This window comes from Streptomyces sp. NPDC001828 (genome assembly GCF_042892175.1).
Taxonomy (GTDB): domain Bacteria; phylum Actinomycetota; class Actinomycetes; order Streptomycetales; family Streptomycetaceae; genus Streptomyces.
The window spans coordinates 380998-401074 of sequence record NZ_JBIATV010000006.1 but is presented as its reverse complement, the minus strand read 5'-3'; the positions used below and the strand labels follow the sequence as shown (position 1 = coordinate 401074).

Genomic DNA, 20077 nt, shown 5'->3' with positions numbered 1-20077 from the left:
GACCTGACTCATGGGAGCGCAGCTCCGGGTCTACAAGCGTCGCATCCGATCCGTCACCGCGACCAAGAAGATCACCAAGGCGATGGAGATGATCGCCGCCTCGCGCATCGTCAAGGCGCAGCGCCAGGTGGCGGCCTCCACGCCGTACGCGACCGAGCTCACCCGTGCGGTGACCGCGGTTGCGACCGGCTCCACCACCAAGCACCCGCTCACCACCGAGGCCGAGGCCCCGGCCCGCGCCGCGGTTCTGCTCGTCACGAGCGACCGCGGTCTGGCCGGCGGCTACTCCTCCAACGCCATCAAGGCCGCGGAGAGGCTCTCGGAGCGGCTGCGCGGGGAGGGCAAGGAGGTCGACACGTACATCGTCGGCCGCAAGGGTGTCGCCTACTACGGCTTCCGTGAGCGCAAGGTCTCACAGTCGTGGACCGGCTTCACCGACAGCCCGACCTACGCGGACGCCAAGCAGGTGGCCGCACCGCTGATCGAGGCCATCCAGACGGAGACGGCCGAGGGCGGCGCGGACGAACTGCACATCGTCTTCACGGAGTTCGTGTCGATGATGACGCAGACGCCGGTCGACAACCGGATGCTGCCTTTGTCGCTGGAGAAGGCTCAGGAGCAGACGGGTACGAAGGACGAGATCCTTCCGCTCTTCGACTTCGAGCCGTCGGCGGAGGACGTCCTCGACGCCCTGCTGCCGCGCTACGTCGAAAGCCGCATCTACAACGCGCTGCTGCAGTCGGCCGCTTCCGAGCACGCCGCCCGCCGCCGCGCGATGAAGTCGGCCACCGACAACGCCGGAGAGCTCATCAAGAGCCTCTCTCGGCTTGCCAACGCGGCCCGCCAGGCCGAAATCACCCAGGAAATCAGCGAGATCGTCGGTGGCTCCAGTGCGCTGGCCGACGCGACCGCGGGGAGTGACAAGTAATGACGACCACTGTTGAGACGGCCGTTGCCACGGGCCGCGTCGCCCGGGTCATCGGCCCGGTCGTCGACGTGGAGTTCCCCGTCGACGCGATGCCGGAGATCTACAACGCGCTGCACGTCCAGGTGGCCGACCCGGCCGAGGACGGCAAGCTCAAGACGCTGACGCTCGAAGTCGCCCAGCACCTGGGTGACGGCATCGTCCGCGCGATCTCGATGCAGCCCACCGACGGTCTGGTCCGCCAGGCCCCGGTGACCGACACGGGCGACGGCATCACGGTGCCGGTCGGCGACTTCACCAAGGGCAAGGTGTTCAACACCCTCGGCGAGGTGCTGAACAAGCCCGAGGAGAACGCCAACATCGGCGAGCGCTGGCCGATCCACCGCAAGGCGCCCAACTTCGACCAGCTCGAGTCCAAGACCGAGATGTTCGAGACCGGCGTCAAGGTCATCGACCTTCTCACCCCGTACGTCAAGGGTGGAAAGATCGGCCTGTTCGGTGGTGCCGGTGTCGGCAAGACCGTCCTCATCCAGGAAATGATCTACCGCGTGGCCAACAACCACGACGGTGTGTCGGTGTTCGCCGGTGTCGGTGAGCGCACCCGTGAGGGCAACGACCTCATCGAGGAAATGCAGGACTCGGGCGTCATCGACAAGACCGCCCTTGTCTTCGGTCAGATGGACGAGCCGCCGGGCACGCGTCTTCGGGTCGCCCTGGCCGGTCTGACGATGGCGGAGTACTTCCGTGACGTCCAGAAGCAGGACGTCCTCTTCTTCATCGACAACATCTTCCGGTACACCCAGGCGGGTTCCGAGGTGTCGACCCTGCTCGGCCGTATGCCCTCCGCGGTGGGTTACCAGCCGAACCTGGCCGACGAGATGGGTCTCCTCCAGGAGCGCATCACCTCGACCCGTGGTCACTCGATCACCTCGATGCAGGCGATCTACGTCCCCGCGGACGACCTGACCGACCCGGCCCCGGCCACCACGTTCGCCCACCTCGACGCGACGACGGTTCTCTCCCGTCCGATCTCCGAGAAGGGCATCTACCCGGCCGTGGACCCGCTGGACTCCACGTCCCGCATCCTGGACCCGCGCTACATCGCGCAGGAGCACTACGACGCCGCCATGCGCGTCAAGACGATCCTGCAGAAGTACAAGGACCTCCAGGACATCATCGCCATCCTCGGCATCGACGAGCTCGGCGAAGAGGACAAGCTGGTCGTGCACCGCGCCCGCCGCGTGGAGCGCTTCCTGTCGCAGAACACGCACGTCGCCAAGCAGTTCACCGGCGTCGACGGTTCGGACGTCCCCCTGGAAGAGTCGATCGTCGCGTTCAACCAGATCTGCGACGGCGAGTACGACCACTTCCCCGAGCAGGCGTTCTTCATGTGCGGTGGCCTGGAAGACCTCAAGGCCAACGCCAAGGAGCTCGGCGTCTCCTGACGCGCCCGACCACACGGAGGGGCGGGTGCGTCCCGCCCCTCCGCGTACGCCTACTAGAATTCGACCCAACACCCGGCCGAACCGCCGGGTGGTGACCCGAGGAGCCAACCATGGCTACTGAGCTGCACGTCGAGCTCGTCGCCGCGGACCGCAGCGTGTGGTCCGGCGAGGCCACCCTGGTCGTCGCGCGCACCACGTCCGGCGACATCGGCGTCATGCCCGGTCACCAGCCGCTCCTTGGTGTGCTGGAGTCGGGCCCGGTGATGATCCGTACGACCGAGGGCGGCACCGTCGTCGCGGCGGTGCACGGGGGATTCATCTCCTTCGCCGACAACAAGCTTTCGCTGCTCGCGGAGATCGCCGAGCTGGCGGACGAGATCGATGTCCAGCGTGCCGAGCGTGCGCTGGAGAGCGCGAAGTCGGAATCGGACGCCGCCGCTGAGCGACGCGCCGATGTACGACTGCGCGCGGTGGCGGTGCGCTAGCACCCCCGCCGGAGATTTCCCTCAGCCGCGGCTCGGTCCGGAATTTTCCGGAGCCGGTCGCGGCTGAGGCGATGCAGGCAGATTTTTCCGTTGCTGGATTACTGGTTGAGCGAGGAGGTCGGTGTAGATGACCCTCGCTCTGCTTGTGTGTGGTCTGGTTGTCGCGCTGGTACTGGTGGGACTCTTCGTCTTCGGTCTGCGCCGGCGGCTGATCCAGCGGTCGGGCGGCACGTTCGACTGCAGTCTGCGCTGGAACCTTCCGGAGGTGCCGGACACCAGCGGCAAGGGCTGGGTGTACGGAGTGGCCCGCTACAACGGCGACCGGATCGAGTGGTTCCGCGTCTTCTCGTACGCGCTTCGGCCGCGGCGCGTTCTTGAGCGTTCCGCCATCGACGTGGTGTCCCGTCGGCTTCCCGAGGGCGAGGAGGAGCTGGCGTTGCTGTCCGACGCGATCATCCTGGGCTGTACGCATCGGGGTACGCGGCTTGAGCTCGCGATGAGCGAGGACGCGCTGACCGGTTTCCTCGCCTGGCTGGAAGCGGCCCCGCCCGGCCAACGGGTCAATGTGGCGTAGTGACCCTGGGGGCTCCGCCCCCAGACCCCCGTTCGCGCCTGAACGGCGCTCGTCCTCAAACGCCGGACGGGCTGAGGATGCCCCAGCACCCAGTGCTTTTAGGGGCGCGGGGAACTGCGCGAACGGCCCCCACGGTCCGCAGGCGAAAGCCTGACCCGGGGCGGGGGACGGGCCCGCTTTCCGGGTCAGGCAGGGTCGGGCAGGTCGGCCCGGGTTACCTCAGGCCGCTGTCGATCGCCGAGATCAACTCTCCATTCGACGTGTCACCGCTGAACTCCCAGAAGAAGGCCCCCCTCAACCCCTGGTTCTTCACGTACGTCATCTTGCCGCCGATCGTCGCCGGCGTGTCGTAGCTCCACCAGTTGGACCCGCAGTGGGCGTACGCCGTGCCCGCGATCGTGCCGGTCACGGGGCAGGCCGACTTCAGGACCTTGTAGTCCTCGATGCCCTGCTCGTACGTGCCGGGCGCCGGGCCCGTCGCCGTGCCGCCGGGGGCGTCCTGTGTGACGCCCGTCCAGCCCCGGCCGTAGAAGCCGATGCCCAGGTTGAGCTTGCTCGCCGGGACGCCCTTGCCGAGGTACTTCTGGATCGCCGCGTCCGTGTTGAAGCCCGCGATCGGGATGCCGTTGTACGAGGTGAGCGGGGAGTGCGGGGCGGTCGGGCCCTTGGCGTCCCACGCGCCGAAGAAGTCGTACGTCATCACGTTGTACCAGTCGACATAACTCGCCGCGCCCCCGTAGTCGGCCGCGTCCATCTTGCCGCCCGTCGAGCCGTCGGCGGTGACCGCCGCCGTGACGAGCGCCGAGCTGCCGAACTTGGTGCGCAGCGCGGAGAGCAGGTTCTTCAGGGCCGCGGGACCGCTGGTGTCGCAGGACAGGCCGCAGGCGTTGGGGTACTCCCAGTCGATGTCGATGCCGTCGAAGACATCGGCCCAGCGCGGGTCCTTGACCAGCGAGTAGCAGGAGTTGGCGAAGGCCGTCGGGTTGGCGGCCGCCGCGCCGAAGCCGCCGGACCAGGTCCAGCCGCCGAAGGACCACAGGATCTTGATGTTCGGGTACTTCTTCTTCAGCTCGCGGAGCTGGTTGATGTTGCCCGCGACCGGCTGGTCCCAGGTGTCGGCGGTGCCGTCCACGCTGGAGGAGGCGTCGTACGTCTTCTGGTAGTCGGCGTACGCGTCACCGATGGCGCACTGCCCGTTGGTGACGTTGCCGAACGCGTAGTTGATGTGCGTCAGCTTGCTCGCCGAGCCCGAGGTGACGATGTTCTTCACCTGGTAGTTGCGCTGGTAGATGCCCCAGTCGGTGAAGTAGCCGAGCCGCACCTTGTCGCCGCCGGGCTGGGGGCCGCCGCCCCCGCCGGTGGTCGTGACGGTGACCGAGCCCGAGGAGGGGCCCGTCTGGTCGGCGGTGTCGCGGGCGGTCACGCTGTAGGTATACGTCGTGCCCTTGGTCAGGCCCGAGTCGGCGTACGTCGTGCCCGTGACGGTCGCGATCTTCGTGGTGCCCCGGTAGACGTCGTAGTTCTTGACGCCCTTGTCGTCGGTCGCGGCCGACCAGGACAGCGAGACACCGGTGTCGGTGACGTTGCTCGCGGTCGGGGTGCCGGGTGCGGACGGCGGGCTGTCGCCCGGCGGCGTCGAACTCCCGTCACAGGAGCCCCCGTTGAGCTTGCAGCCCGAGGGCGAGCCGGAGCCCGCGCCGTTGAAGCCGAAGCTGACGCTGGCGCCGGGGGCGATGGTGCCGTTGTACGACTTGTTCTTGGCGGTCCAGTGCGTGCCGGAGCTGGTGACGTCCGCGTCCCAGGCCGAGGTCACGGACGTACCCGAGGGGTAGTCCCACTCCACGGTCCAGGAACTGAGTGCGGTGGTGCCGGTGTTCTTGATGGTCCAGCCGGCGCCGAATCCCGTACCCCAGTCCGAGGACTTGGCGTAGGTGGCGGTCGCCGAGCCGGCGGCTTCGGCGGGGGAAGCCAGGCCGACCAGGGCGGCCAGGGGGAGGGCGAGTGCGGTCAGGGCCGCGGCGGCTCTTGATCTGAAGCGCTTGCGTGCGGTTCTCAAGGCTGCTCCCGTGTGGTGCGACGGTGGTGGGGGTGGGACCCTGCTCCGTCCGGTGGGCGTGCCTCAGAGCGCCAGGGACGGCCTGCCCACCACAGCAGTGTGCGGTGAGCGTAGAAAGGTCTGGACCAACCGTCAAGAGGTCCAGACCTTCGACGGCTCCCGAAGCCTCAGAGCCCCAACTCCTGTGCCAGTACCGCAGCTTGGAGTCTGCTGCGCAGTTCCAGCTTGCCGAGCAGCCTGCTGACGTGGGTCTTCACGGTCGCTTCCGCCATGTCCAGGCAGCCCGCGATCTCCGCGTTGGACAGGCCCCGGCCCAGACAGGAAAGCACCTCGCCCTCGCGCCGGGTGAGGGTGTCGAGGGCTGCTGGGCGTCGCGGGGCCACCGGGCGCGGAGACGAGGCGAACTCCGCGATCAGGCGCCGGGTGACGGCCGGGGCGATGAGGCCCTCGCCGCGCGCCACCGTCCGTACCGCCTCGATCAGGTCCTTGGCGTCCGCGTCCTTCAGCAGGAACCCCGAGGCGCCTGCGCGCAGCGCCCCGAAGACGTACTCGTCGAGGTCGAAGGTGGTCAGGACCAGGACGTCGGCGAGCTGCTCGCCGGTCACGGCGGCGGTGGCCGAGACCCCGTCCAGCTTCGGCATCTGAACGTCCATCAGGACCAGGTCCGGGCGCAGTTCGCGGGCGAGCGCGACGGCCCGTTCGCCGTCCTCCGCCTCGCCGACCACCTCGATGTCGGGGGCGCTGGAGAGGATCAGGACGAGCCCGGCGCGTACCGCCGACTGGTCCTCGGCGACCAGTACCCGGATGGTCATGTGCTCAACGTCCTTTCCCCTGCGGGCAGTTGGGCCCGCACCTGCCACATGCGGGAGCCGTCCGGCGCCGTTCCGGGCCCTGCGGCGAAGGTGCCGTCGAGCAGCTCGGTGCGCTCGCGCATCCCGACGAGCCCCGCCCCCGAGCCGGGCGCGCGTGGCCCGGCCCGGTCACCGTACGGGCTGGTGACACACACCGTGAGCAGCCCGTCCACGCGGGCGAGCGCGACCTCCACGGTGCCGGGCGCCGCGTGCTTGAGCGCGTTGGTGAGCGACTCCTGCACGATCCGGTACGCGGCCAGCTCCACCGGCGCGGGCAGCGGCCCCTCCTCGACGCGGCGGTCCGCGAGCGCGAAACCGAGCCCGCTGTCGGCCCCGTTGGTACGGGCCTGGGCGATCAGCGCGTCGAGCCCGGCCAGGGTGGGCGCGGCCGCCGGCTCGTCGTGGCCGCTGGTGTCGCGCAGCAGCCCGATGAGCCGGCGCATCTCGGCGAGCCCGTCCACACTGTTCTCGCGGATCACGGTGAGGGCCTGCCGGGTCGTCGCCGGGTCGTCCAGGGAGAGCGCGGCCGTGGAGTGGATGGCGATCGCCGAGAGGTGGTTGGCGACCATGTCGTGCAGCTCGCGGGCCATCCGGGCACGCTCGGCGACCACGGCCTGGCTGCGGTCCATCTCGGCGAGCAGCGCGGTCTGTTCGGCCCGCAGGCGGGCGCTGTCGGCGGCCTCGCGGTGATTGCGCACCAGTGCTCCGGTGGTGGCCGGCACGAACGAGACCAGGCCGGTCACCACGCCGATGAGCAGCGCCTCCGGCTTGTGGAACCAGGTGAGGAAGCCGATCGTCACGCCGACCGTGACGAGGCCGGTGGTGACCGGGATGCGGCGCGCGGCGGCCGGGGTGCCGTACACGACGGCCGCGTACACGAGGTCGGTGAACATCACGACCGTGGCCAGGCTGCCGAGCGTGAACTGGTCGAGGACCAGCAGACAGGTGCCGAGCACCAGGCCGGCCTGGGGAGCGGTGCGGCGCAGCAGTTCGAGGCCGGCCGTCCCCACGAGGGGCAGCAGCACCCAGGCGCCGCCCAGGGGACGGCCGCCCTGCGTGTGCAGCCCGACGGCCCACAGCGCGAGCCCGCCGAGCAGGCCGGCCACGGCAATGAGGACGTCGTCGCGGTGCGGTCGGAGAAACGGGGTCACGGTCCCATCCAACACGGCCCCCGGGGCCCGGGCCTCCCCTCACCAGGTGAAGCGCCGCTACATCGAAGGATGCAGTCCCCTTTCGTCACTGGCGACGACGATCGGGCGCCGGGGGCGGGACAGGGTTGAGGTGTGCCGTGAGCCGTACGAGGGGAGACCGCCGTGATCGTGACACTGATCATCGCCTGCGAAGTCGGGTTCTGGGTTCTGCTGGCCGCGGGCCTCGCCCTGCGCTACCTCGCCCGTATGCGGAGAGCGAGCGTGGCGGTGCTGCTGTGCGAGCCGCTCCTCGAACTGGTGCTGCTCGTGGTGACCGCGGTCGACCTGAAGAACGGCGCGCAGCCGGACTGGAAGCACGGCCTCGCGGCCGTCTACATCGGCTTCTCGGCCGGGATGGGCCACCACCTGGTGACCCGCGCCGACGCCTGGGTCGCCTACCGCTTCGCGGGCGGTCCGCGGCCGTCCAGGACGCCGAGGGGCGGTGCGGCGAGGACGCTCCACGAGTGGCGGACGGCGGGGCGCTTCACCGTGTCCGCGCTGGTCGCGATCGGGCTGCTCCAGGGGGCGATCTGGTACGTCGGCGGGGACGGCGGGGTCGCGTCCCTGCGGATGTGGCAGGGGAGGATGCTGATCGTGATCGGCGTCAATGTGCTCATCGCGCTGAGCTACACGTTGTTTCCGGGCCGGGCGGGGGAGGCCGGGCCCTCGCTGCTCGACCGCCTCCTGAAGCCGCCGACGGACCGCCCCCGGGAGCACACAGCCGAGGACCGTACGCTGACCGGGCGCTAGCGGGATGACCTGATGACGTGAGGGAGCGCGGATGAGTGGGTCCGGCCGTGCCGGAGACGTCCTGGTCGTGGACGACGACGACGCGGTGCGCCGCTCGCTCGACCGGGGGCTGAGGCTCGACGGGTTCCGGGTCCGCACCGCCGACAGCGGCCGCGCCGCGCTCGCCGCCATCGAGCAGGGTCCGCCCGATGTGCTGGTCCTGGACGTGTCCATGCCCGGCATGAGCGGCATCGAGGTGTGCCGGACGCTGCGCGACGCCGGGCACGATCTGCCGGTCCTGATGCTCTCCGCGCTCGACGAGACCGCCGACCGCATCGCCGGACTCCAGGCCGGCGGCGACGACTACCTGGTCAAGCCCTTCGCCCTCCAGGAACTGGTGCTGCGCCTGCACGCCCTGCTGCGCCGCCGCCCGGCCGCCCCGCACGACGTGGTCCGCGCCTGCGGCCTGGTCATCGACCCGGCGGCCCGCACCGCCCACCGCGACGGCCGCCCCCTCGACCTCACCCGGCGCGAGTTCGCGCTCCTGGAGGTCCTCGCGCGCAACGCCGGTCTCGTCCTGAGCCGGGACCAGCTGCTCGAACGGGTCTGGGGGTACGACTTCGACGTACGCACCGACGCCGTCGACACCTTCGTCAGCTATCTGCGCCGCAAGCTGGAGGCCGACGGCGCGCCCCGGCTGGTGCACACCGTTCGTGGCGTCGGCTTCGTGCTTCGGGAGCGGCCGTGAAGCCCGCGATCCTCCTCCGTCGGGAGTGGCCGTGACGTTCTCCGTGCTCGCCCATCGGGAGTGGCCGTGAAGCTCTCCACCCGGATCGCACTCGCGGTCGGCGTCACCGTCCCGCTCCTCGTCCTGGCCTGCGGCTGGCTGCTGCTCACCCTGGTCGCGCGCGATCTGCACAGCGCGGAGGACAGCCACCTCACGAAACGGGCCACCGCGATCGCCCAGGACGCCCGCACCCTGCTGCGGGCCGCGGCCAACGGGCAGCCGACCGCCGAGGAGAACCGTCAACGCAGGCTCTTCAACGCCGCGTTGGACGTCGGCGTACGGCTCACCGGCCCCGACGGAACCTTCAGCGGCGGGCCCCAGCCCGCCCCCTCGGTGGCGCTGCCCGCGCCGGGAAAGGGCCCGGTCACCGTGCGGTCCGGCGGTCGCGGCTGGCGGGCGTACGCGCTGCCGGTCCAGGGGGCGCAGGTCTCCGGCACCCTGTGGGTCTTCGCGCCGGACACCGCGAGCCGGACCCAGGTCGCCCTGGTCCGCAGGCGGGTGGTGACCACCGCCCTGCTCGCCGCCCCGCTCTCCGCGCTGCTCGCCTGGGCGATCGCGAGCGCCGCGGCCCGGCCGCTGGGGCGGCTGCGCAAGGCGGCGGCGGGGCTCGATCCGAGGGCCACGGCGGTACGTCTGGAACACCGCCCGACCCGGATCGTCGAGGTGGACGAGCTCGCCGCCACCCTGCGGACGGTCCTGGCCCGCTACGACGAGCAGGCCGCCCGCACCGGGCAGGCACTGGACACGGCCCGCTCCTTCTCGGCGGCCGCCTCGCACGAGCTGCGCAACCCGTTGATGAGCATGGGCACCAACCTCGATGTGCTGGCCCACCCGAACCTGGCGGACGCCGAGCGGGCCGAGGTCGTCGACGATCTGAGGCGCGAGCACGGGCGGCTGCTCGCCATGCTGGTGGCGTTGCGCGAGCTGGGACGCGGCGACCTCGTCGAGGCCGAGGCGTTCCAGGTGCTCGATGTGGCGGAGGTCGCGGACGCCGCTGTCGCCGAGGCGCGCCGGCATGCCCCGGACGCCGTGCTCACGCTGAGCGCCGGGCCGGCACCGCTGCGCGGCTGGGAGCCCGGGATCCGCATCCTGTTCGACAACCTCCTCGGCAACGCGCTCGCGCACGGCCGGGATGCGCGGGGGCGGGCCGAGATCGCGGTGGCCGTGGGTCTCGCGGATGACCAGGTGCTGATCACCGTCGACGACCGCGGCCCCGGCATCGCGCCCGCCGACCGCGAGAAGGTGTTCCGCCGCTTCCACCGGGGGCCGGACAGCGCCGGCTCCGGGCTCGGCCTGACGCTGGTGGCCCAGCAGGCGGCGCTGCACGGCGGCACGGTCGAGCTGGGCGCGGGGCCCGGCGGCACGGGCACCCGGTGCGCGGTGCGGCTGCCCGCCGGTGGTCCGGTGGGCGCGGGTGAACTGCCGGGCCGGCGGGACTGGTTGACGGTCACCGCGGAGCGATCACAGAGTTCCCACAAAGAGCCCTCCTAGCCTCCTGGGCGTACCGCAGACCCGTACAGCAGGGAGGCAGCAGCCATGCGCAACGCCAACTTTCGAGGCACCGCCCGAGGCCGCCGGATCGCGGCGGCGACGCTCGTCGCGACGGCCGTACTGACCGTCGCCGCGCCCGCCGCCGTCGCGGACGCCGCACCCGCGGCGAAGCCGCCGGCGAGCGACGGCGCCAAGGGCATCTGCAAGCGCGCGCCCAAGGCCGAGAAGCACATCGAGAAGGCCCTGAACCGGCTCGGTGGGGGAGCGGACACGGTGGGGTCGGTGGCGCGGATGCAGCAGCGTGAGGACGACGCGAAGAAGGCGGGCCACACGGCGATCGCCACGTACCTGGATCACAAACTCGCTTACCGCAAGGGGTTGGTGACGACCCTTCAGCAACGCCAGAAGGACCTCAAGGACGTGGCCTCCTGGTGCTCGACGAACCAGAACGGGACCAAGTGAGGCGGAGCCGGGGCGTGTCGCTCGCGGTGGCGGCCGCGGCCCTGACGGCCGCGCTCGCCACGGGCTGCGCCCACCAGCACCCGCAGCCGGGGCCGGGGGCCTCGGCAGGCACCGAGCAGCAGATGGAGAAGAAGGTGAGCGACGCGGAGTCGGCGGCGGCCGCGGCCGACACGGACGCCCAATCCGACAAGTGAAGCGCCTCCGCCCCTGTTCGCACCCCGGTGACGAGACCGCCGCCAAGAGCCCCGGTCCACCACCACCGACGGCCCACCGAGGGCGGGTTCAGGGGCGCGAGGAACTGCGCGAGAAGCGACTACGGCCCCGCACCCGAAGGCGGCTAGGGGCGCGAGGAACTGCGCAATGGGCCCCAGGGAGCCACCCCCTGCCCAAACGCAACCCCCCGAGCCCTACCTCTCCCCACCCGGCACCCACAGCACATCCCCCACCGCCTTGTTCGCCGTGCGGGCCAGGATGAACAGGAGGTCGGAGAGGCGGTTGAGGTAGGTCGCCGTCAGGGGGTTCATCACGGCGGCGTGCGCCTCAAGGGCCGACCACGTCGAGCGTTCCGCGCGGCGCACCACCGTGCACGCCTGGTGCAGCAGGGCCGCGCCGGGGGTGCCGCCGGGCAGGATGAAGCTGCGCAGCTTCTCCAGGTCCTCCAGGAAGCGGTCGCAGTCCGCCTCCAGCTTGTCGATGTAGGACTGCTCCACCCGCAGCGGCGGGTACTCCGGGTTCTCGACGACCGGCGTGGCGAGGTCCGCGCCCACGTCGAACAGGTCGTTCTGGACCCGGACCAGCACCTTCACGACCTCCTCGGACAGCTGCCCGAGCGCGATCGCCGTGCCGATGACGGCGTTGGCCTCATTGGTGTCGGCGTACGCCGAGATCCGCAGATCGGTCTTGGCGGTCCGGCTCATGTCGCCGAGGGCGGTCGTGCCCTGGTCGCCGGTGCGGGTGTAGATGCGCGTCAGATTGACCATGCCGCCAGAGTAGTTACGCTCCGGCCGTCCGGAAGACGCGTGTGCCCACCGTCACGGCGAGCACCGCGAAACCGGCCGCCACCAGGCCCCCGTACAGCATGGTCGTGGTGGCGTACGAGCCCAGGTACGCGGAGCGCACCGCGTCCACCAGATAGCGGAACGGCATGAAGTGCGACAGCACGTTCAGCCAGCCGGGCGCGAGCGTCATCGGCAGCATCAGACCGGAGAGCAGCATCGACGGCATGGCGATGGCGTTGACCGCCGGGCCGAACCCCTGCGGGGTGGTCACCTTCATGGCGAGCGCGTACGACAGCGAGGCGAGCGACAGCGTCAGGAGCGCCACGAAGGCGAAGCCGATGAGGATGCCGGCCAGCGGGGCGCGCAGGCCCATCACCAGGGCGGCGAGCACGAGCAGCACCGCCTGGAAGACGAAGAGCGCGGAGTCGCGCAGGACCCGGCCGAGCAGCAGCGCGAGCCGGGAGACGGGGGTGACGCGCATGCGCTCCATGACGCCCCAGCTGTTCTCGATGATGACCGCGAACCCCGCGAACGAGGCGCCGAACAGGCCGAGTTGGAGCAGCAGGCCGGGGACGAGGACCTGCCAGGAGCTGCCGCGCGAGCCCAGCGGCATCCCGGTCAGGAGCGGTCCGAAGAAGAGCAGGTAGAGCAGCGGCATCAGCACGCCGAAGAGGATCTGGAACTTGGAGCGCAGTGTCTGGCGGGCGTACCTGCCGAAGATCAGCGCGGTGTCGGAGAGCAGCGGGGCGACGGTCATGGGGGAGTCCTAGACGGCTACGGGGGTGGATTCCTGCGGGGCGGCGCTGCGCCCTGTGATGGCGAGGAAGGCGTCCTGGAGCGAGGCGTCCGGGTCGCCCGCGTACCGGGACTTGAGGTCGGCGGGGGTGCCGTCGGCCACGATCACGCCCTTGTCGACGACCACCAGGCGGTCGGCGAGGGCGTCGGCCTCGTCCAGGTAGTGGGTCGTGAGGAAGACGGTGGTGTTGTGGTCGGCCCGGATCCGGCGGACCAGGTCCCACAGGTCGGCGCGGCTGCCCGGGTCGAGCCCGGTGGTCGGCTCGTCGAGGAACAGCACCTCGGGCCGGTGCATCAGGCCCATCGCGATGTCCAGACGGCGGCGCTGGCCGCCCGAGAGCGTTGACGTCCTGCGTTCCAGTAGCCCGTCGAGGCCGAGGTCGGCCGCCAACTCCCTTGCTCGCAGGGCGGCTTGGGGCTTGGTCAGGCGGTAGAGGCGGCCCTGGGTGACCAGCTCCTCGCGTACCGAGATGTTCGGGTCGACACCGCCGGACTGGGCCACGTAACCGCAGGCCCGCCGCACCGCGCCCGGGTCGCGCAGCAGGTCGTGGCCGGCCACGGTCGCGGCGCCGCCGGTCGGCGGGAGCAGGGTCGTGAGCATCCGCAGGGTGGTCGTCTTGCCCGCGCCGTTGGGGCCGAGGAAGCCGAGGATCTCGCCGGCCCGGACCGTCAGGTCGATGCCGCGGACCGCCTCGACCGGGCCCGCCTTGCTCTGGAAGGTCCGGGCGAGCCCGGCCGTGCTGATGATTGCCATGGCTCCAGAAAAACAGAGTCACTTAAATTTTGCAATGCCTCCAAAATTTAAGAGGGTGCAGAGGATCGCCTACGCTGGGGCCATGGCAGAAGGGCTCAGGGAGCGGAAGAAGCGCGAGACCAGGCAGCGGATCTCGGACCTGGCCACCGGGCTCTTCCTGGAGCGCGGCTTCGAAGCGGTCACGATCGCGGAGATCGCCGAGGTGGCCGACGTCTCGGTGAACACCGTCTACAACTACTTCCCCGCCAAGGAGGACCTGTTCCTCGACCGCAGCCGGGGGATCGTCGACCGGCTCTCGCGCTGGGTGCGCGGCCGCGACGACCGGGAGTCCGCCGCCGAGGCGGTCCTGCGCGAGCTGCGCGCCGAGGTCGAGTCGGTCTCGCCGAGGGTCGGCCTGATGGAGGGCTACAGCCGGTTCATGGCCGTCATCGACGCCTCACCCGCACTCAAGGCCCGGCTGTGGGCCGTGGGCCAGGAGGTCCTCGCGAACCTGGAGGCGACCCTGCGCGAGGAGACCGGCGCGGGTCCCGGGGAGCCGCTGCCCGCCCTGATCGCGGGTCAGATCAACTGGGTCCACCAGACGGCCATGGCCGCCATCGGGCGCGAGATGATGGCCGGCCGCGACCCCAAGGCGGTCTCCCGCGAGGTGCTCGTCCTGATCGACGAGATGGAGGGGCTCCTGGGGGACAAGGTGCTCAACTACGCCGTACGGGCCGCCCGCTGAGACCCACCTCACGCCGCCCGGTGTGATGTCCGTCATCTGAGACGTGACGCGCATCTCTAAGCGCTCCCAGAAGCCCGCCCGGCCGATAGCCTCCGCCAAGAAGGCTCAAGAAGGCTTGGTTGGAAACCTGTTGGAGGGAAGCGTCGTGGCCAGGAAGCTCGCCGTCATCGGAGCCGGACTCATGGGGTCCGGTATCGCGCAGGTCTCGGCCCAGGCGGGCTGGGACGTCGTCCTGCGCGACGTCACCGACGAGGCCCTCATCCGGGGCACCGACGGCATCAAGGCCTCGTACGACAGGTTCGTGAGCAAGGGCAGGCTGGCCGCCGAGGACGCAGAGGCGGCTCTCGCCCGCATCACCACGACCACCGACCTGGACGCGGCCGCCGACGCCGACATCGTCGTCGAGGCCGTCTTCGAGAAGCTGGAGGTCAAGCACGAGATCTTCCGCACGCTCGACAAGATCGTGCGCCCGGAGACCGTGCTCGCCTCCAACACCTCCGCCATTCCGATCACCAAGATCGCGGCGGCCACCGAGCACCCCGAGCGGGTCGTCGGCGTCCACTTCTTCTCGCCGGTCCCGATGATGCAGCTGTGCGAGCTGGTGCGCGGCTACAAGACCAGCGATGAAACCCTCGCCGCCGCACGGGAGTTCGCCGAGTCGGTCGGCAAGACCTGCATCGTGGTCAACCGCGACGTGGCCGGCTTCGTCACCACCCGCCTCATCTCGGCGCTCGTCGTCGAGGCGGCCAAGCTGTACGAGTCGGGCGTGGCCAGCGCCGAGGACATCGACCTCGCCTGCAAGCTGGGCTTCGGCCACGCGATGGGCCCGCTGGCCACCGCCGACCTCACCGGCGTGGACATCCTGCTGCACGCCACCAGCAACATCTACACGGAGTCCCAGGACGAGAAGTTCGCCCCGCCGGAGCTGATGCGCCGGATGGTGGACGCGGGTGACATCGGTCGCAAGAGCGGGCAGGGCTTCTACAAGCACTGAGCCGCCGACCGCCCGAAGCCCTCACCCCACCGGGTGAATTTGGTATCGGTTCGCTCACGGGCGGCAACTTCTGTGGCCGTGGGGCAGTCAGTTGTTGAGTCGGTTGTCGAAAAGCCAAGCACTCTCGGGAGCGCATATGCACATCAGGGGCGACCACGTCGAGCTGGTCGTCGGGGGCCGCCTCGACGTCCGCAGCGCGGCGGACGCCCGTACGGCCCTGCACTCGGCGGTCGACGACGGGGCCGGTGACCTCGTGCTCGACCTCACCGAACTGGACTCGTGGGACGCCACCGGACTCGGCGTGATCATGGGAGCCCACCGCCGGGCCGGGCGGTGCGGCCGGCGCCTCGTGCTGCGCGGCGTGCCACCCCAGATGCAGCGCCTCCTGGTCGCCACCCGGCTGCACCGCATCCTCGCGATCGAGGGCGGCATCGTCGCCGAGGCCCTGCCGCGCGTCTGAGAGGCCCGCTCCCGCGCCCCCGCTCCCGCCCCCGGCTCCCGCCCCCGGCTCCCGCGCCCGGCGGACATCCCGGGACGGGAGCTGCCGTGACCGGAGTTGTCGTGACAGGAGTGCGGGAAACGGACTCCGCGCGCAATCCTCATGAGACTGTGACGTCTTGGGCGGGGCGGCACCCCGGCTGTTCGTAGATACTGTCCGGAGTCTAGGGTTCGGCTTCCCGCCGATCGACGAACCCACACGGCGGGCACCGGACCAGAAGCGACAGCGAAGAGCGAAGTGCGTAAGGACCGGGAGGGGCATTCCTTACGCACCACGCATCTGGGGGGCTTTCACCATGGACCCGATGAACCGGGGACCGGAAGAGTTCAACCATGCCGACGACACGGTCGGCGTTGCGGGCGCACACGCGGAACCGGGCGCCGGACCGCAGCGCTCCGCACGCGACAGGGAGCCCGTCACACCCGACTTCGGGCAGCGCGCCGCCGGACTCGCCCGCACCGTCCAGCTCGTCGCGGGCGACTTCCTCCTGACGGTCAACCCGATCGACGGCAGCGAGATCGAGAACTGCCCGCCGGGCGAGATACCCGGAGCCCCCGTGCGGCGCAGCGCCGCCGAGCGGGCCGAGGGCGAACGGGCCGCCCGGCCGCCGCTGCCACCCGGTCTGATGACGCCCACCCCCGCCCTGCTCGAACGGCAGGAGGAACGCGCCAGACTCGTACGCCTCCTCGGCCGCGGCCGCTCCGTGCGGCTCACCGGGCCCGCGGGCTCCGGGCGCAGCGCCCTGCTCGACGCGGTCGCCGGTGACTGCGCCGAGCTCGCCCCCGACGGCGTCGTACGCCTCTCGGGCCACCGCCGCACCTCCACCGAGCTCCTCCACGAGCTGTACGCCACGGTGTTCCACACCCCGCTGCACCGGCCCGACCGGGCCGTGCTCCTCGACCGCGTCCACGACATCGGCGCCGTAGTGGTCCTCGACGACCTCGAATTCGGCGGGGCCACCCTCGAAGAACTGCTTCTGGCCACGCCCGAGTGCGCCTATGTGTTCGCCGCGACCCCTGAGGTTCCGGCCCCGCACCCCGACTCCCACATCGAAGAGGTCTTCCTCGGGAGCCTCGGCCGCAGCGCCTCGCTCGAACTCCTCGAGCAGGCCGTCGACCGGGCGCTCACCGACGAGGAGGCCAACTGGGCCGGCGACCTCTGGTTCGAGTCCGAGGGCCTGCCGCTGCGCTTCGTCCAGGCCGGCGCCCTGCTGCGCCAGCGCGACCGGCTGCGCGGCGAGCCCAACTCCCTTGACGCGTACGGGTTTCCGCTGGACGAGCCCGCCGAGGCGTCCGTGTTCACGGGCGAGGGCCGCGAGATCCCGCTGCCCACCCTCGGCGAGGGCGCGGCCCCCGCGGCCCTGCTCGCCTCCCGGCTGAGCGAGGCCGCCCGGGACACCCTGCGCTTCGCGGTCGCACTTGGCGGCGAGGTGCCGCACCAGGCGCACCTGCCCGCGCTCATCGGCGACACCCACGCGGACGCCGCCCTCGGCGAACTCCTCGACAGCGGACTCCTGTCCCCGGTCGGCTCCCGCTACCGCCTCGCCGCCGGCGTCCTCACCCAGCTGGAGAGCAGCGGGTACGACGCCGGCGCGGGGGAGCGCGCCCACGCCGCCGCCCAGCACTACATCTGGTGGACCGGACACCCCTCGGTCACCCCCGAGCGGGCCGCCACCGAGGCGGACGCGGTGCTCGCCGCCATGAGCGCGCTCGTGCCCGGCGACCAGGACGACCACCCCGCCACCGCCGTCAAGCTGGCCCGCACCGCCGCCCCCGCGCTCGCCGCGGGGCTGCACTGGGGCGCCTGGGAGCGCAGCCTGCGGGTCGGGTCCGAGGCGGCCCGGCTGACCGGCGAGGTGGGCGAAGAGGCGTACTTCCACCACGAGTTGGGCGTCCTCGCGCTCTGCAACGGCGGGCTCGACCGGGCCCGCGCCGAGCTGGAGGCCTCCATCGCGCTGCGCGGCGCCCTCGCCGACAAGCGCGGCACGGTCGCCGGACGGCGGGCGCTCGCCCTGGTCGAGGACCGCTCGGGCGGCCTCCCGGTGGCGCCGCGCACCCCCGTCGGGGAAGAGGTGCCCGCCGCCCGCCACGAGGAGTCCAAGGCGCCGCCCGGGGGCGTTCCCTCGGCCGTGGTGACCGCCCAACTCCCGGACCCGGGCGTCACGTTGGTCACCCGCCGGGTCACTCCGGTCGGCGGCGCGATGCCCAAGGCGCGGCGCCGGGCGCTGTTCGGGGGAGCCCGGCGCAACCTCGTCGCGGCCGGCGCCGGCGCGCTGCTCGCCGCGGTGCTCGGCACCGTCGTCACGCTGGGCGCGACCTCCAACAACAGCGGCGACGGCCGGGGCGGCGACGTGACGCAGCAGCAGTCGGCCAACGAGGACGGGTCGAGCGGCGGCCTGGACGCCGACCCCAACAACCCCGGCAGCAGCGCCAAGCCGGGCGACGGCAAGGGCAGCGGCCCGGTGAGCCCGAGCAGGCCGGGAGCCAGTGGCAAGCCCGGTGCCTCCGGTCAGCCGGTCCCCGGCACCAGCGGCAGCCCGAGCACCCCGGGCCACCCCTCCTCCGGCTCGTCGAGCCCGGGCACCACCAAGCCGTCCACCTCGGGCAAGCCCTCCCCGTCGTCGAGCAAGCCCTCGCACCCGACGCCGCCCACGCAGCCGAGCGGATCAGGCTCGCCCTCGTCCTCGGGGTCGCCCTCGCCCACGCCGTCGAACAGCGGGGGCAGCAGCCCGCCTGACTCCACCAAACCGCCGCCGCCTTCGAGCGAGGCCTCCAAGACCCCGACGTCCACCGTGCCGGCCGGCTCCACGCCGCCGAAGGCGTCGACCACCCCGTAGAACAGAACGCCGCGCGGAACGCGTGACAGCACACACGAGAAGGGGCCCGCAGCACTCTGCGGGCCCCTTCTCGTACGTACCGCTGTCGCGGGCTAGAACAGGCGCAGCTTGTCGTCCTCGATGCCGCGCAGGGCGTTGTAGTCGAGGACCACGCAGCCGATGCCGCGGTCGGTGGCGAGCACCCGGGCCTGGGGCTTGATCTCCTGGGCCGCGAAGACGCCGGTGACCGGGGCGAGGTGCGGGTCGCGGTTGAGCAGCTCCAGATAGCGGGTCAGCTGCTCGACGCCGTCGATCTCGCCGCGGCGCTTGATCTCGATCGCGATCGTCCTGCCGTCACCGTCACGACAGAGGATGTCCACCGGGCCGATGGCCGTGGGGTATTCGCGCCGGATCAGGGTGTAGCCCTCGCCGAGGGTGTCGATCCGATCGGCGAGCAGTTCCTGGAGGTGCGCTTCCACGCCGTCCTTGATCAGGCCAGGGTCTACGCCGAGTTCGTGCGAGGAGTCGTGGATGACCTCCTCCATCGTGATGATGAGCTTCTCGCCCGCCTTGTTGATGACGGTCCAGACGCCCTCGTCGTCCCCCGTCCCCTCTTTCAGGGTGCACGGCGGAGACATCCAGTTGAGGGGCTTGTAGGCCCGGTCGTCAGCGTGGATGGAGACGCTGCCGTCCGCCTTCACCAGGATGAGGCGGGGGGCGGACGGGAGATGGGCGGTGAGGCGGCCCGCGTAGTCGACGGAGCAGCGGGCGATGACGAGACGCATGGGGCGCAACGCTACTCGAATCCCCCCGCCGAACGCGATTCGCCCGGGAGTGCACTGTTCGTTATTGGCCGGTTATGTGCCAAGTACCTGCCACGGGCCGGACATCGCGCCTACCGTGGAAGCGGGAGGTTGTCGGCCGCGCACGCTGCGTTGTCGGGAGAGACGGCCGTCATGCTCCCTTTCCCTGCCCGTAAGGCCCCGCTCCCCGGGGTCGCGAGAGGAGAAACCATGTCGCTCGACGTCTCACCGGCCCTACTCGAACAGGCCGAGCGAGGCGAGGTCGACGAAGCCGCCTTCGTCGACTGCGTCCGGACCTCCCTGCCCTACGCGTGGGAGATGATCAGCTCTCTGGTGGCCCAGCTGAAGGTCGACGGCGGAACGTTCGCCGACAACCAGACGCCACCGCCGGACGAGCAGGCGCGCGGCCAGCTGCTGCGTGCCCTTGCGAGTGACGCCATACGCGGTGCGCTCCAGCGGCACTTCGGTGTCCGTCTGGCGTTCCAGAACTGCCACCGTGTCGCGGTGTTCCCTCTGGACCCCTCCTCCGATGAGCGGCTTGCCCGCTTCACCTCGATCAGGGGTCAGCTCCTCAACCAGTCGCCGGAGCTCCGGGACTGCTGACGTCTTCGCTGCCGCTCCGCGTCGCGGGAGGTGCAACTGACGCGGGGCGGCGGCCACTTGGGGCGGCCTGCCCTGCGCTCCGGGCCCGCCGCCCCGG

21 protein-coding genes are annotated in these 20077 nt (G+C 71.2%); 14 read left to right on the top strand and 7 right to left on the bottom strand.

The features are described from left to right. Positions 1–10: 10 nt before the first annotated feature. From ACFYZA_RS20200 to ACFYZA_RS20185, 4 genes are all read left to right on the top strand, one after another. Complete coding sequence (locus tag ACFYZA_RS20200; RefSeq protein WP_382597142.1) at positions 11–928, top strand: F0F1 ATP synthase subunit gamma; 918 nt, start codon at positions 11–13, stop codon at positions 926–928. Then, positions 928–2370: a F0F1 ATP synthase subunit beta gene (gene atpD / locus ACFYZA_RS20195; RefSeq protein ID WP_167156903.1), complete on the top strand. Its 1443-nt coding sequence runs from the start codon at positions 928–930 to the stop codon at positions 2368–2370. Before ACFYZA_RS20200 ends, atpD begins: the two co-directional genes overlap by 1 nt. Positions 2371–2480: 110 nt before the next feature. Beyond that, the gene (locus ACFYZA_RS20190; protein ID WP_382597144.1) at positions 2481–2855 is read left to right on the top strand and encodes a F0F1 ATP synthase subunit epsilon; all 375 of its coding nucleotides are present in this window, start codon (positions 2481–2483) and stop codon (positions 2853–2855) included. Positions 2856–2982: 127 nt separating this feature from the next. Continuing rightward, positions 2983–3429 carry a DUF2550 domain-containing protein gene (locus ACFYZA_RS20185; protein ID WP_382597146.1) on the top strand — a complete coding sequence of 149 codons (447 nt, stop codon included), beginning with the start codon at positions 2983–2985 and terminating at the stop codon, positions 3427–3429. Between the two features lie 214 nt (positions 3430–3643). Here the strand turns inward: ACFYZA_RS20185 and ACFYZA_RS20180 are convergent, their stop codons facing one another. The 3 genes from ACFYZA_RS20180 to ACFYZA_RS20170 all read right to left on the bottom strand — a co-directional run bounded on the left by ACFYZA_RS20180 (position 3644) and on the right by ACFYZA_RS20170 (position 7487). Further along, positions 3644–5485, bottom strand: a complete 1842-nt coding sequence (locus ACFYZA_RS20180; RefSeq protein WP_382597148.1) for a glycosyl hydrolase family 18 protein — start codon at positions 5483–5485, stop codon at positions 3644–3646. A gap of 167 nt (positions 5486–5652) precedes the next feature. After that, positions 5653–6297, bottom strand: coding sequence for a response regulator (locus tag ACFYZA_RS20175; protein ID WP_382597150.1), 645 nt, complete (start codon positions 6295–6297; stop codon positions 5653–5655). Then, the gene (locus ACFYZA_RS20170; RefSeq protein ID WP_388491969.1) at positions 6294–7487 is read right to left on the bottom strand and encodes a sensor histidine kinase; all 1194 of its coding nucleotides are present in this window, start codon (positions 7485–7487) and stop codon (positions 6294–6296) included. The genes ACFYZA_RS20175 and ACFYZA_RS20170 overlap by 4 nt, the downstream gene beginning before the upstream one ends. A gap of 162 nt (positions 7488–7649) precedes the next feature. On the opposite strand from ACFYZA_RS20170, the gene ACFYZA_RS20165 reads away from it, so the two are divergent. The 5 genes from ACFYZA_RS20165 (at position 7650) to ACFYZA_RS20145 (ending at position 11189) form a co-directional block, all read left to right on the top strand. Beyond that, positions 7650–8276, top strand: coding sequence for a hypothetical protein (locus tag ACFYZA_RS20165; RefSeq protein ID WP_382597154.1), 627 nt, complete (start codon positions 7650–7652; stop codon positions 8274–8276). A 31-nt stretch (positions 8277–8307) separates the two neighbouring features. Beyond that, positions 8308–9003 (top strand): response regulator transcription factor, encoded by a 696-nt coding sequence (locus ACFYZA_RS20160; protein WP_388491967.1) that lies wholly within the window; start codon positions 8308–8310, stop codon positions 9001–9003. A 66-nt stretch (positions 9004–9069) separates the two neighbouring features. Then, complete coding sequence (locus ACFYZA_RS20155) at positions 9070–10533, top strand: sensor histidine kinase (protein WP_388491966.1); 1464 nt, start codon at positions 9070–9072, stop codon at positions 10531–10533. 45 nt (positions 10534–10578) lie between these two features. Beyond that, entirely contained in the window at positions 10579–10995 is a 417-nt protein-coding gene (locus ACFYZA_RS20150; protein ID WP_382597160.1) for a hypothetical protein, read from the top strand. A gap of 14 nt (positions 10996–11009) precedes the next feature. Further along, complete coding sequence (locus ACFYZA_RS20145; RefSeq protein ID WP_388491964.1) at positions 11010–11189, top strand: hypothetical protein; 180 nt, start codon at positions 11010–11012, stop codon at positions 11187–11189. A gap of 213 nt (positions 11190–11402) precedes the next feature. Here ACFYZA_RS20145 and ACFYZA_RS20140 read toward each other — a convergent pair whose 3' ends face one another. From ACFYZA_RS20140 to ACFYZA_RS20130, 3 genes are read right to left on the bottom strand one after another with little or no spacing between them, the layout of a single operon-like run. Further along, a complete protein-coding gene (locus tag ACFYZA_RS20140) occupies positions 11403–11975 on the bottom strand; it encodes a cob(I)yrinic acid a,c-diamide adenosyltransferase (RefSeq protein WP_382597164.1) in 573 nt (190 codons plus the stop codon). Positions 11976–11988: 13 nt separating this feature from the next. Continuing rightward, the gene (locus ACFYZA_RS20135) at positions 11989–12750 is read right to left on the bottom strand and encodes an ABC transporter permease (RefSeq protein WP_382597166.1); all 762 of its coding nucleotides are present in this window, start codon (positions 12748–12750) and stop codon (positions 11989–11991) included. A 9-nt stretch (positions 12751–12759) separates the two neighbouring features. After that, positions 12760–13542: an ABC transporter ATP-binding protein gene (locus ACFYZA_RS20130; protein ID WP_388491962.1), complete on the bottom strand. Its 783-nt coding sequence runs from the start codon at positions 13540–13542 to the stop codon at positions 12760–12762. A gap of 82 nt (positions 13543–13624) precedes the next feature. On the opposite strand from ACFYZA_RS20130, the gene ACFYZA_RS20125 reads away from it, so the two are divergent. The 4 genes from ACFYZA_RS20125 to ACFYZA_RS20110 all read left to right on the top strand — a co-directional run bounded on the left by ACFYZA_RS20125 (position 13625) and on the right by ACFYZA_RS20110 (position 18595). Continuing rightward, entirely contained in the window at positions 13625–14266 is a 642-nt protein-coding gene (locus ACFYZA_RS20125; protein ID WP_382597170.1) for a TetR/AcrR family transcriptional regulator, read from the top strand. A gap of 145 nt (positions 14267–14411) precedes the next feature. Next, the gene (locus ACFYZA_RS20120) at positions 14412–15260 is read left to right on the top strand and encodes a 3-hydroxyacyl-CoA dehydrogenase family protein (protein ID WP_388491995.1); all 849 of its coding nucleotides are present in this window, start codon (positions 14412–14414) and stop codon (positions 15258–15260) included. 136 nt (positions 15261–15396) lie between these two features. After that, complete coding sequence (locus tag ACFYZA_RS20115) at positions 15397–15720, top strand: STAS domain-containing protein (RefSeq protein ID WP_100577458.1); 324 nt, start codon at positions 15397–15399, stop codon at positions 15718–15720. 334 nt (positions 15721–16054) lie between these two features. Beyond that, positions 16055–18595, top strand: a complete 2541-nt coding sequence (locus tag ACFYZA_RS20110) for an ATP-binding protein (protein ID WP_388491961.1) — start codon at positions 16055–16057, stop codon at positions 18593–18595. A gap of 92 nt (positions 18596–18687) precedes the next feature. Here the strand turns inward: ACFYZA_RS20110 and nucS are convergent, their stop codons facing one another. Beyond that, positions 18688–19359 carry an endonuclease NucS gene (nucS, locus tag ACFYZA_RS20105; RefSeq protein WP_382597177.1) on the bottom strand — a complete coding sequence of 224 codons (672 nt, stop codon included), beginning with the start codon at positions 19357–19359 and terminating at the stop codon, positions 18688–18690. Positions 19360–19587: 228 nt separating this feature from the next. Between nucS and ACFYZA_RS20100 the strand changes: the two genes are divergently transcribed. Further along, on the top strand, positions 19588–19980 hold the full coding sequence (locus ACFYZA_RS20100; protein WP_120721356.1) for an SCO5389 family protein: 393 nt from the start codon (positions 19588–19590) through the stop codon (positions 19978–19980). The last annotated feature ends 97 nt before the right edge of the window (positions 19981–20077 follow it).

Excerpts from the sequence above, each read along its gene's own strand:
- ACFYZA_RS20150 (WP_382597160.1), top strand. The coding sequence starts at position 10,579 with ATGCGCAACGCCAACTTTCGAGGCACCGCCCGAGGCCGCCGGATCGCG.
- ACFYZA_RS20135 (WP_382597166.1), bottom strand. The coding sequence starts at position 12,750 with ATGACCGTCGCCCCGCTGCTCTCCGACACCGCGCTGATCTTCGGCAGG.
- ACFYZA_RS20190 (WP_382597144.1), top strand. The coding sequence starts at position 2,481 with ATGGCTACTGAGCTGCACGTCGAGCTCGTCGCCGCGGACCGCAGCGTG.
- ACFYZA_RS20175 (WP_382597150.1), bottom strand. The coding sequence starts at position 6,297 with ATGACCATCCGGGTACTGGTCGCCGAGGACCAGTCGGCGGTACGCGCC.
- ACFYZA_RS20125 (WP_382597170.1), top strand. The coding sequence starts at position 13,625 with ATGGCAGAAGGGCTCAGGGAGCGGAAGAAGCGCGAGACCAGGCAGCGG.
- ACFYZA_RS20115 (WP_100577458.1), top strand. The coding sequence starts at position 15,397 with ATGCACATCAGGGGCGACCACGTCGAGCTGGTCGTCGGGGGCCGCCTC.
- nucS (WP_382597177.1), bottom strand. The coding sequence starts at position 19,359 with ATGCGTCTCGTCATCGCCCGCTGCTCCGTCGACTACGCGGGCCGCCTC.
- atpD (WP_167156903.1), top strand. The coding sequence starts at position 928 with ATGACGACCACTGTTGAGACGGCCGTTGCCACGGGCCGCGTCGCCCGG.
- ACFYZA_RS20160 (WP_388491967.1), top strand. The coding sequence starts at position 8,308 with ATGAGTGGGTCCGGCCGTGCCGGAGACGTCCTGGTCGTGGACGACGAC.
- ACFYZA_RS20185 (WP_382597146.1), top strand. The coding sequence starts at position 2,983 with ATGACCCTCGCTCTGCTTGTGTGTGGTCTGGTTGTCGCGCTGGTACTG.
- ACFYZA_RS20110 (WP_388491961.1), top strand. The coding sequence starts at position 16,055 with ATGGACCCGATGAACCGGGGACCGGAAGAGTTCAACCATGCCGACGAC.
- ACFYZA_RS20130 (WP_388491962.1), bottom strand. The coding sequence starts at position 13,542 with ATGGCAATCATCAGCACGGCCGGGCTCGCCCGGACCTTCCAGAGCAAG.
- ACFYZA_RS20140 (WP_382597164.1), bottom strand. The coding sequence starts at position 11,975 with ATGGTCAATCTGACGCGCATCTACACCCGCACCGGCGACCAGGGCACG.
- ACFYZA_RS20100 (WP_120721356.1), top strand. The coding sequence starts at position 19,588 with ATGTCGCTCGACGTCTCACCGGCCCTACTCGAACAGGCCGAGCGAGGC.
- ACFYZA_RS20200 (WP_382597142.1), top strand. The coding sequence starts at position 11 with ATGGGAGCGCAGCTCCGGGTCTACAAGCGTCGCATCCGATCCGTCACC.